Genomic DNA, 624 nt, shown 5'->3' on the forward strand with positions numbered 1-624 from the left:
GCAAAAGTCAACTTTAGTTTGAAGATAAACAGATGCGAATTTCATCTCCTTTGGATATTGCATTGCAAAAAATATAAACCGTGGATAAAGACAAGTGAAATATTTTCAGACTCTCTCGCTCAAAAGCTGAGTCAAATACGAGGGATTTTATATAGATATAAGGTCTTATGCTGTAGTGGAAATTATTGGGTGATAAACTAAAACTAAATATTTATATGGTATTTTTAAATTTTTCAAAATCAAAAAAAGAAAAAGAAGTGAACGAGGTATTAATGGGGTATTATTTTGAAGATTTTTTTAATGAGGTCATTAATTTAAAAAGGTATTATCAATATAATGTCTCAGACCGAGCGATACAAATAGAAAAAGAATATATAAAATACCTAACAATTATCTTGTCTGGTGGAGTAATGATTGAAACAAAAAATTACACAAAATTCAGATCTTGGAACGATAACGAATTTAATTCCATGGTTTTTAAATGTGTTTACAAAAATTGCACATTTATGGAGAGACTAGTGGAGAGAGATATTCTTCGTTTTTTTGGCTCTTTAATTGGAGATAATGGAGACCTGAGGCTAGATGTATTTTCTAGATTTAATAACTATAAGAAAGAAATATCAC

Annotated in this window: 1 protein-coding gene; it reads left to right on the forward strand. The window is 28.7% G+C overall.

Going from position 1 to position 624, the window contains the following annotated elements:
- Positions 1 to 185: 185 nt before the first annotated feature.
- Positions 186 to 624: hypothetical protein (locus IU405_RS00120; protein ID WP_197436646.1), on the forward strand; the 439-nt coding region annotated here is incomplete at its 3' end.

This window comes from Polaribacter sp. BAL334 (genome assembly GCF_015767435.1).
GTDB lineage: Bacteria > Bacteroidota > Bacteroidia > Flavobacteriales > Flavobacteriaceae > Polaribacter.